Consider the following 10,328-nt stretch of genomic DNA (forward strand, 5'->3'; position numbering starts at 1 on the left):
GCGGAAGGCCGAGTCTCCGGCGGAACGGCAACAAGCGAGCGGATGCCGCGGCCCGCGGCTCCGCGGCACCCGCCACCGGCGAGCGCCCCCGATCAGACCGAGAAGTACTTCGCCTCGGGGTGGTGGAAGACGAAGGCGTCGGTGGACTGCTCGGGATGCAGCTGCAGCTCTTCGCTCAGCTCGACGCCCATGCGCTCGGGCCGCAGGAGTTCGACGACCTTGCGCCGATCCTCCATGTCGGGGCAGGCGGGGTAGCCGAGCGAGAAGCGGGCGCCGCGGTACTCGAGTTTGAACAGGCCCGCGGTCTCCGTCGGGTCCTCGTCCGAAAAGCCGAGCTCGGAGCGGATACGCGCGTGCCAGAACTCGGCGAGCGCCTCGGTCAGCTGCATCACGAGGCCATTGAGCTCGTAGTAGTCGCGATATCTGTCTTCGGCGAACAGCTTCGCCGTGACGGAGTCGATGTGCGCCCCGGCGGTCACCAGCTGCACCGGCATGACGTCGACCACGCCCGATTGCCGCGAGCGCACGAAGTCCGCGAGGCACAGGTGCCGGTCGCGCCGCTGCCGCGGGAAGTGGAACCGCAGCCGCTCGGTGCCGACCTCGGTCGCTGAGCCCGTCGAGGTGCCCGAGCCGCCGTCGGGTGCGAGCAGTCCGGGCACACCCAGCACGCCGTCGCGATCGTCGCCGTGGTGCAGCACCACGACGTCGTCGCCGTCGGAGACGACCGGGAAGTATCCGTACGCGACCGAGGCGTCGAGCATCCCCTCGCCGAGGATCCGATCGAGCCAGTAGCGCAGCCGCGGGCGGCCCTCCGTATCGACGAGCTGCTCGTACGAGAGCCCGTCCTCGCTGCGGCCGGGCTTGAGGCCCCACTGCCCCATGAAGGTCGCGCGCTCATCGAGGAAGGCGGCATAGTCGTGCAGCGCGATGCCGCGAACGATGCGCGTGCCCCAGAACGGCGGCACTGGAACCGGGTTGTCGGATGCCACGTCCGAACGCCCCGGCATGGCCTCGGGCTCCGTGAGCGTGAGCTTGGACCCCGCCGCATGACGACGCTTCTTCAACGTCGGCAGGCCGACCTCGGCCGGATCGGCACCGCGCGCGATCTTGACCAGCGGCTCCATGAGGGCGAGCCCCTCGAACGCATCGCGCGCGTACCGGACGTGGCCGCCGAAGAGCCCGGCGAGGTCGTCCTCGACGTAGGCGCGGGTCAGCGCAGCGCCTCCGAGGATGACGGGCCACTTCTTGTCCAGGCCCCGGGATTGCAGCTCCTGGAGGTTCTCTTTCATGACGACCGTCGACTTCACCAGCAGCCCCGACATGCCGATGACGTCGGCGTCGTGCTCCTCGGCGGCGGCGATGATGTCGGCGATCGGCTGCTTGATGCCGAGATTGATGACGTCGTAGCCGTTGTTGGTCAGGATGATGTCGACGAGGTTCTTGCCGATGTCGTGCACGTCCCCGCGGACCGTCGCGAGCACGATGCGACCCTTGCCCGAGGCATCCGCCTTCTCCATGTGCGGCTCGAGCAGGGCGACCGCGGTCTTCATGACCTCGGCGGACTGCAGCACGAACGGCAGCTGCATCTCGCCCGCGCCGAACCGCTCGCCGACGACCTTCATTCCCTCGAGGAGGTGGTCGTTGATGATCTGAAGCGGAGTCAGCCCCTCGGCCCGCGCGAGGTCGAGGTCGGGTTCGAGGCCCTTGCCCTCGCCGTCGATGATGCGCCGCTCGAGTCGCTCGCCCAGCGGCAGCGCGGCGAGCTCGGCCGAGCGCTGGTTGCGCAGCGCCGCGGTGTCGACGCCGGCGAAGAGGTCGAGCATCCGCTCCAGCGGGTCGTAGGCGACGTTGCCGTCGGCGTCGTACTCGCGGCGGTCCCAGACGAGGTCGAGCGCCACCTTGCGCTGCTCGTCCGAGAGCGACGCCAGCGGCACGATCTTCGCGGCGTCGATGATCCCCGAGGTGAGCCCGGCTTCGACGGCCTCGTGCAGGAAGGCCGAGTTCAGCACGCTGCGAGCGGCCGGGTTCAGACCGAACGACACGTTCGAGACGCCGAGGGTCGTCTGGATGCCCGGGTACTTCCTCGAGATCTCCCGGATCGCCTCGATCGTCTCGATGGCGTCGCGCCGCGTCTCCTCCTGACCCGTGGCGATCGGGAAGGTCAGGCAGTCGACGATGATGTCGCTCACCCGCAGACCCCACTCGCCCACGAGCTCGTCGACGAGGCGCGACGCGATGCGCACTTTGCCTTCGGCGGTGCGCGCCTGACCCTCTTCGTCGATGGTGAGCGCGATGACGGCGGTGCCGTGCTCCTTCACGAGCGGCATGATGCGGCCGAATCGGGATGCCGGGCCGTCACCGTCCTCGTAGTTCACCGAGTTGACGACCGGGCGTCCGCCGATGAGCTCGAGGCCCGCGCTGATGACGGCGGGCTCGGTGGAATCGACGACGAGCGGGAGCGTCGAGGCCGACGCGAAGCGCGAGACCACCTCGCGGATGTCGGCGACGCCGTCGCGCCCGACATAGTCGATGCACACGTCGAGCAGGTGCGCGCCGACGCGGATCTGGTCACGCGCGATCTCGACGCAGTCGTCCCACCGCTCCTCGAGCATCGCCTCGCGGAAGGCCTTCGATCCGTTGGCGTTGGTGCGCTCCCCGATCGCGAGGTACGAGGCGTCCTGGTGGAACGACACGTGCTGGTACAGCGACGCGACTCCGGGCTCACCGGTCGTCGCACGCGATCGAGCAGTCGCCACCAGCGGACGCAGCCGCTCGACGACCGCGGCCAGGTGCTCGGGCGTGGTGCCGCAGCATCCGCCCACCAGCCCCAGGCCGAACTCGCGCACGAACTGCTCGTGTGCGGTCGCGAGCTCGGCCGGCGAGAGCGGATAGTGCGCGCCGTCGGCCGTCAGCACCGGCAGGCCGGCGTTGGGCATGCACGCGATCGGCACCGCCGCGTGCTTCGAGAGGTGCCGCAGGTGCTCGCTCATCTCGGTCGGCCCGGTCGCGCAGTTGAGTCCGATCGCATCGACCCCCAGGGGCTCGATCGCGGTGAGCGCCGCGCCGATCTCACTGCCCATGAGCATGGTCCCGGTCGTCTCGACCGTCACCTCGACGAAGATCGGCAGACGGATGCCGCGGCTCACGATCGCCTGCTTGCATCCGTTGACAGCGGCCTTGGTCTGCAGCAGGTCCTGCGACGTCTCGACGAGGAAGGCATCGGCTCCCCCGTCGATCAGTCCCTCGGCCTGGAGCGCGAACGTCTGCTTGAGGTGCTCGTAGGAGGTGTGACCGAGGCTGGGGAGCTTCGTGCCCGGGCCCATCGAACCGAGCACCCACCGCATCCGGCCGTCCGCCGTCGCGGCCGCCTCGGCACGCTCGCGTGCGATGCGTGCCCCGGCTTCGGCGAGCTCGGCGATGCGGTCGTCGATGCCGTAGTCATCGAGGTTCGACCAGTTCGCACCGAAGGTGTTCGTCTCGACGGCGTCGACGCCGACCGCGAGGTAGGCGTCGTGGATCGCGGCGACGACGTCGGGCCGCGAGACGTTGAGGATCTCGTTGCACCCCTCGAGACCCTGGAAGTCGCCGTCGATCGACAGGTCGAACTGCTGCAGCATCGTGCCCATCGCACCGTCGGCGATGACGAGGCGCTCGCGCACGGCATCCAGCAGCGCCTGCGCGCGCTCTGGCCGCGGCACGCCGTCGATGTCGAGGGCGAACCGAGGGGCGGTCGGGGCGGCGGTCACCCGCGCGATCCTATCCGCCGCCGTCGGAACCGCCGGGTCGCATGACATCTCCCGCAACCCGGCGGCCGTGATCCCGGGGTCAGGCGTTCTTGGAGTCCCGCCAGCGCAGCCACGAGGCGACGAGGTCGTAGTCCCAGTCCGGGCCCTGGAAGGCCAGGGTGAACAGGCGCACGCCGGCGTCGTAGAGCTCGTCGCCGAAGTCCTCGCCGCGCTGGTGCAGCTCGTTCGAGATGACCAGGCCCGAGGTGTCGCGCTGCTCCTTGTCGGCCCACCGCTCGATGACGTCGAGCTTGTGGGCGAGCTCGTCGGGACGCACGAAGCTGTGCCAGATGTCGGCGTGACGTGCCACCAGGCGCAGGGTCTTCTGCTCGCCCTTGCCGCCGATCATCACCGGGATCTCGCGGGTCGGCGCCGGATTGAGCTTCTGCCAGCGGGCCTCGATCCGTTCGAGGCCGGCCGCGAGGTCGTCCAGTCGTGAGCCGGCGGTGCCGAACTCGTAGCCGTACTCCTCGTAGTCGCGGGCGAACCACCCCGAACCCGTCGCGAAGATGAACCGGCCCTCGCCGCCGTTCTTCGCCGAGATGTGGTCGATCGTGCGGGCCATGTCGGCCTGCAGGTCGGGGTTGCGATAGCTGTTGCAGTTGACCAGCGACCCGAACTCGACGCGCTCGGTCTGCTCGGCCCATGCGGCGAGCATCGTCCAGGACTCGAAGTGCAGTCCGTCGGGGTCGCCCGAGAGCGGGAAGAAGTGGTCCCAGTTGAACAGGATGTCGACGCCCATGTCTTCGAGCCGACGGACGGCGTCGCGGAACGCAGGGTACGGAGCGTGCTGGGGCTGCAGCTGCACGCCGAGGCGCACGGGAGTGTCGAGAAGAGGCATGCGATTCAGCCTAAGAGAGGAAGGGAGGGGCGCGGCGCGCACCCCTCCCTTCCGTCCCGCTGTCCCTCAGCGGCGGCCGATGCGACCCCGCCTCGCCTTGGCGGCGACGTCGATGATGTCCCAGACTGCGATGCCCGCGATGACGAAGCCGGTGATCACCGTGAGGATCGACCCGACGTCGGCGCCCGGAGTGGTCGTGGCGAAGAAGTCGGGATTCAGCAGCTCACCCTGCGCGAGGAGGATGAGGGCGGGGACGGCGACCGCGAGAGCCAGCGCCGCGTTGAGCACCGCGAGCGGCACGGTCCACCGTCCGACGAAGTACACCGCGATGCTGAGCGCGGCCTCGAGCGCCATGAGCACGAAGAGCCCCGCGAAGACCCACGGCCACAGGTCCGGGTTGAAGAACGACAGTCCCGGTTCGGTGGGGACGAAGCCGATGAACCGATCCCACAGCAGGGCGGCGGCCGCGACGACGAGGAAGATCAGGCTCGCGACCATGTCGCCGAAGCCGGCGCCGCGCTGACGCGGCTCGGGCAGCATCTCGGGCTTCCACGCCCCCTCGTACGGCTTGCGCATGCGGGTGCCGGTGCGCTCGAGGATCACGACGATGAGGACCGTCCAGAAGAAGACGTGCATCGCCACGTTCAGCAGGGCGACGACGGTCGCCCCGATGACCTCGCCGATCCCGGCGCCGCTGAGGGTGTGCGCGATCGCCACGCCGAGTCCCGCCAACGGGATCACGATCCACAACAGGAGCTTCGTCAGCCGCCACCAGTCGAGGTAATACCGCGGCCCGACGAGGTACAGCTGCCGGTCGGTGTACTGCGCGGCGAGGAGCTCGGGGTCGCCGAGCTCGACGATGACCGAGCGTTCCGCCTGCTCGCGCGGTTCGCCCTCGGCGACGCGCGCATCGATCTGGTCGTCGATCGAGACGCGCAGTTCGTCGGCGAGGTCGGAGCGCTGGTCTTCGGGGACGGTCCGCATCGCGGCGTCGACGTAGCGGTCGGTGAGAGTGGTGGTAGGCATGTCAGTCCTCCTGAGGAAGGGCGTCGATCGCGGTGGCGATCGCGCGGAAGTCGTCGGTGAGTGCGCCGGCGAGTCGCTTGCCCGCTGCGCTGGTGCGGTAGAACTTGCGGGGCCGTGCCTCGTCGGTGTTCCACTCGCTCGTGAGGTGGCCCTGCTTCTCGAGGCGACGAAGCAGGGGGTAGAGGGTGTTCGCGTCGGTAGGGAAGCCATGCGTCCCCAGCTGTTCGAGCAGCCCGTACCCGTAGCCCGGAGTCTCGAGCAGCCGCAGGCATGCGAGCACGATCGTGCCGCGACGCAGCTCCTGCAGGTGCGTCTCGAGGATGTCGGTTTCGCTCATGCACCACACTGTACTGTGCGTCACACACTATCGTCAACCACACATTGTCGTCGCCGCCCACTTGGACGCTTGCGGACGGGACACGCCGCGGTCAGCGCCTCGAGTCGCGGCGTGTCTCGTCCGTAAACGGTCATGATGAGGGGGTGAGCACCGACGCCGCGGAACCCCTACCTCCTCTCGACGACATCCTCGACACGGCACGGGTCGTCGCACTGCCGCTGGTGACGCGGTTCCGCGGCATCGACGTGCGCGAGGCGGTGCTGTTCGAGGGGCCGGAAGGCTGGACCGAATTCTCGCCCTTCGTCGAATACGACGACGCGGAAGCGGCGACATGGCTGGCGGCTGCCGTCGATTTCGGATGGATGCCGCAGCCCGCCGCCCGACGCGACGCCATCAGCGTCAACGCCACCGTGCCCGCAGTGGCGGCGGCCCAGGTCGCCGCGGTACTCGCCCGCTTCGATGGCTGCCGCACAGCCAAGGTCAAGGTCGCCGAGCCCGGCCAGCGCCTGGCCGACGATGTCGAGCGCGTCCGCGCCGTGCGCGAGGCGATGGGTCCCGAAGGACGCATCCGCATCGATGCCAACGGCGCCTGGAACGTGGACGAGGCGGAGCACGCTATCCACGCCCTGGCCGAGTTCGACCTGGAGTACGCCGAGCAGCCGTGCGCAAGCGTCGAGGAGCTCGCCGAACTGCGCCGCCGCGTGAAGTACATGGGCATCCCGATCGCCGCGGACGAGAGCGTCCGCAAGGCCGCCGACCCGCTCGCCGTCGCGCGCGCGGGGGCGGCGGACCTTGTGGTCATCAAGGCGCAGCCGCTGGGCGGCGTGCGCCGCGCCCTCGACATCGTCGCCGAGGCAGGACTGCCGGCCGTCGTCTCGAGCGCGCTGGACACCTCGGTCGGACTCTCGATGGGCGTCGCCCTGGCCGCCGCCCTCCCCCCAGCTCGACTACGACTGCGGACTGGGCACCGCCTCGCTGCTTGCGGCGGACGTCGTCGGCCAGTCCCTCGTCGCGCGGGGCGGCAAGCTCGCCGTGGGGCGGGTCACGGCAGAGCCCGCCCTCCTCGACGCGTACGCGGCGCCCGTCGAGCGCCGCGACTGGTGGCTGGCGCGAGTGGGCCGGTGCTTCGACAGGCTCAGCAACCCGGACTGAAGCTCAGCGGACGGGCTGAAGCTCAGCGGGCGGGCGTGAAGCTCAGCGGGCGGGCGTGAAGCTCAGCGGGCGGGAAGCTCGATGAGCAGCTGTGCCACCCGCGCGAGCTCTTCGTTCGTGCGGCGGCACATCTCCTCGTAGTCCAGTCCTGCCATGGCGGAGCGCACCGCCGAGCTCTCCCAGACGGTCAGCATCAGGCGGGCGGCGTCGAGGGACGGCAGGCGGAACCGCAGGACGTTCGCACGCCCGATGTCGTCGATGATCTGGGCGACGCTGCGGCACATCTCATCGTCCTGAGCCAGATACGCGGCCGCCAGCTCCGGACTGCGCATGGCATGGATGCGGATCTCGCTCATGAGGAGCACGCCCAGCCGGTCGTCCGACGACAGGTCGAGCACCTGCTGGATGATTTGGAACGCGTCGGCGTGCGCATCGTCGAACGCGCCGTCGCGCTCGAGATCGGCGACGCGCGAACGCACCGCGGCCACGCGTTCGCGAGCGACGGCACCGGCGAGCTCGAGGAACAGTTCGTCCTTGGTCTCGAAATTCGAGTAGAACGCACCACGGGTGAAGCCTGCGCGGTCGCAGACCGCTTCGACGGATGCCGCGTCCAGGCCGACTTCCGCGAAGACCTGGGCGGCTGCGTCCAGCAGCTTCTGGCGGGTCGCCTCACGGCGCCGCGATGTGACGGGCATCTCGACCATCGGGACGTCTGTCATCGGTCCTCCTCTCGACCACGTTGCCCGGGTCCATCGAAACACACACGGACATCCCAGGTTGGGGCTCGTTCGGAGTCTTACGATACACTCATGTATCCGATACAGCGCTGTATCGAAAGTTCCCGTTCTTCCCAACCGTGAACCCGGAGGCGCTGTGTCGACTCTTCTGTATGCGCTCGGCCGCTGGTCGTACCGCCACCCGTGGCGCGTCCTGGTTGCCTGGGTGCTGCTCCTCGGCATCGCCGGCGGAAGCGCCGCAGCCTTCATGACGAGCACCGACAACTCCTTCTCGATCCCCGGGACCGAGGCGCAGGAGGGCATCCAGCTGCTCGACCGCAGCTTTCCGCAGGCCAGCGGCACCAGCGCCCAGGTCGTGGTGGTCGCCGCGGACGGCGACACCGTCGACGCCGATCCGTACGCGTCGGGCATCGCCGACACGATCGCTCAGCTCGAAGACGTCGACGAGGTCATCGCCGTGACCGACCCGTTCGACGAGATGGTCACCGGGCTGGTCTCCGACGACGATTCGGCGGCGATCATCCGCCTGCAGTTCGACGGCCAGGCGACCGACGTGTCGGACGAGACCAAGACGACCCTCGAGGACGTCGCCGACGATCTGCGGGAGTCCCTGCCCGAGGGCTCGCAGGTGGCGATGGGCGGAGACCTGTTCTCGACGTCCGTCCCGGCGCTGTCGATCATCGAGGCGGTCGGTGTGCTCATCGCCCTCTTCGTCCTCATCGTGACCTTCCGCTCGATCGCTGTCGCGTGGTTCCCCCTGGTGTCGGCGCTGATCGGCGTGGGTCTGGCCATCGCGCTGATCTACGTCTCCACCGCCTTCGCGTCCATCTCGTCGACCACGCCGATGCTGGCGGTGATGCTGGGCCTCGCGGTCGGCATCGACTACGCGCTGTTCATCGTGGCGCGGCATCAGGATCAGGTGAGAGCCGGCGTCGACCCCGAGGAGTCCGCCGCGCGTGCCACGGGAACCGCCGGCTCGGCCGTCGTGTTCGCCGGCGTCACGGTGCTCATCGCGCTCATCGGCCTCGGCTTCGCCGGCATCCCCTTCCTCACCACGATGGGCATCGCCGCCGCCGTGGCCGTCGCGATCGCCGTCGTCGTCGCCGTGACCCTCACTCCCGCCCTCCTCGGCTTCTCGAAGGGCCGCGTCGCCGGCTGGGGCTACCGCGCCGCCGGAGCCGGCCTCCCGATGACCCGCGGCTCCCGCAAGCGCTCCTCGCGCCGGTCTCCCGCCGATGCCCCCGCCGACGACGACGTGGAAGCTCACTCGCCGGGCGAGCGTTCCGACGCGCGCACTCTGCGGCGCGTGGAAGCGCCGACGGATGTTGCGGCCACTCGCGAACCGGATCACGAGCCGACCACCTCGGCAGCGCACCCCACCCCCTCAGGCAAGAAGACGAACAGGTGGGTCCAGCTCGTGACGCGCCACCCGGTCGTCACCACCATCGCGGTCGTGCTGACTCTCGGCGTCATGGCGATTCCGGCCGCCAGCCTCACCCTGGCCCTGCCGAACGCGGGCGTGCAGCCGGAGTCGAGCCAGGCGCGTCAAGCGTACGACCTCACCGCCGAGCACTTCGGGCCGGGATCGAACGGTCCCCTCATCATGACCGGCACGATCGTCACCTCGACCGATCCGCTGGGACTCATGGAGGACCTCGCCGACGAGATCGAGCAGGTTCCCGGCGTCAAGGAGATCGCCCTCGCGACCCCGAACGAGACCGCTGACACGGGTCTCATCCAGATCGTCCCCGAGACCGCGCCCGACGACCCGGCCACGGCCGATCTGGTGCGCGCGCTGCGCGAGCTGGCTCCCGAGCTCGAGGACGAGTACGGCGTCGATCTCAAGGTGACGGGCTTCACCGCCGTCGGCATCGACATCTCCGACCGCCTCGGGGCCGCGCTGGTCCCCTTCGGCATCTTCGTGGTGGGTCTCTCGCTCGTGCTGCTGATGATCGTATTCCGTTCGATCTGGGTGCCGATCAAGGCCGCGCTCGGCTATCTGCTCTCGGTCGCCGCGTCGTTCGGTGTCGTCGCCGCTGTGTTCGAGTGGGGCTGGCTGGCCGACCTGCTGCACGTCACCCGCACCGGACCGGTGATCAGCTTCATGCCGATCATCCTCATGGGCGTGCTGTTCGGGCTCGCGATGGACTACCAGGTGTTCCTGGTCAGCCGCATGCGCGAGGACTACGTGCACGCCCGTCGCGCCGCCGCGGGTCACGCGACGCGCAGCCACCGCGACATCGCCATCGGCGCGGTCCGGTCGGGCTTCTCGGCCTCGGCGCGGGTCGTGACCGCGGCTGCCATCATCATGTTCGCGGTGTTCGCCGCGTTCGTGCCGGAGGGCGACTCGTCGATCAAGCCCATCGCTCTGGGCCTCGCGGTCGGCATCGCCGTCGACGCGTTCCTCGTGCGCATGACGCTCGTGCCGGCGGTCATGGCACTCCTCGGCG

General features: G+C 69.5%; 6 protein-coding genes and 1 pseudogene. 2 read left to right on the top strand and 5 right to left on the bottom strand.

Features of this window, described 5'->3' with window-relative positions; translation table 11 throughout:
• Positions 1-92 precede the first annotated feature (92 nt).
• The 4 genes from metH to WYM_RS04545 form a co-directional block, all read right to left on the bottom strand.
• The gene (metH, locus tag WYM_RS04530) at positions 93-3,746 is read right to left on the bottom strand and encodes a methionine synthase (protein WP_019179643.1); all 3,654 of its coding nucleotides are present in this window, start codon (positions 3,744-3,746) and stop codon (positions 93-95) included.
• Positions 3,747-3,825: 79 nt separating this feature from the next.
• Positions 3,826-4,626: an LLM class F420-dependent oxidoreductase gene (locus WYM_RS04535; protein ID WP_019179644.1), complete on the bottom strand. Its 801-nt coding sequence runs from the start codon at positions 4,624-4,626 to the stop codon at positions 3,826-3,828.
• A 66-nt stretch (positions 4,627-4,692) separates the two neighbouring features.
• Positions 4,693-5,652 (bottom strand): permease prefix domain 1-containing protein, encoded by a 960-nt coding sequence (locus WYM_RS04540; protein ID WP_019179645.1) that lies wholly within the window; start codon positions 5,650-5,652, stop codon positions 4,693-4,695.
• Position 5,653: 1 nt separating this feature from the next.
• Positions 5,654-5,989: a PadR family transcriptional regulator gene (locus WYM_RS04545; RefSeq protein ID WP_019179646.1), complete on the bottom strand. Its 336-nt coding sequence runs from the start codon at positions 5,987-5,989 to the stop codon at positions 5,654-5,656.
• 143 nt (positions 5,990-6,132) lie between these two features.
• Between WYM_RS04545 and WYM_RS19210 the strand changes: the two are divergent.
• A pseudogene (locus WYM_RS19210) lies at positions 6,133-7,141 on the top strand (o-succinylbenzoate synthase).
• A 62-nt stretch (positions 7,142-7,203) separates the two neighbouring features.
• Here the strand turns inward: WYM_RS19210 and WYM_RS04555 are convergent.
• Positions 7,204-7,860, bottom strand: a complete 657-nt coding sequence (locus tag WYM_RS04555; protein ID WP_019179647.1) for a TetR/AcrR family transcriptional regulator — start codon at positions 7,858-7,860, stop codon at positions 7,204-7,206.
• 154 nt (positions 7,861-8,014) lie between these two features.
• On the opposite strand from WYM_RS04555, the gene WYM_RS04560 reads away from it, so the two are divergent.
• On the top strand, positions 8,015-10,328 hold a 2,314-nt coding region (locus tag WYM_RS04560), incomplete at its 3' end, for an MMPL family transporter (protein ID WP_019179648.1).

This window comes from Microbacterium yannicii PS01 (assembly GCF_000304335.1).
Taxonomy (GTDB): Bacteria; Actinomycetota; Actinomycetes; order Actinomycetales; family Microbacteriaceae; genus Microbacterium; species Microbacterium yannicii_A.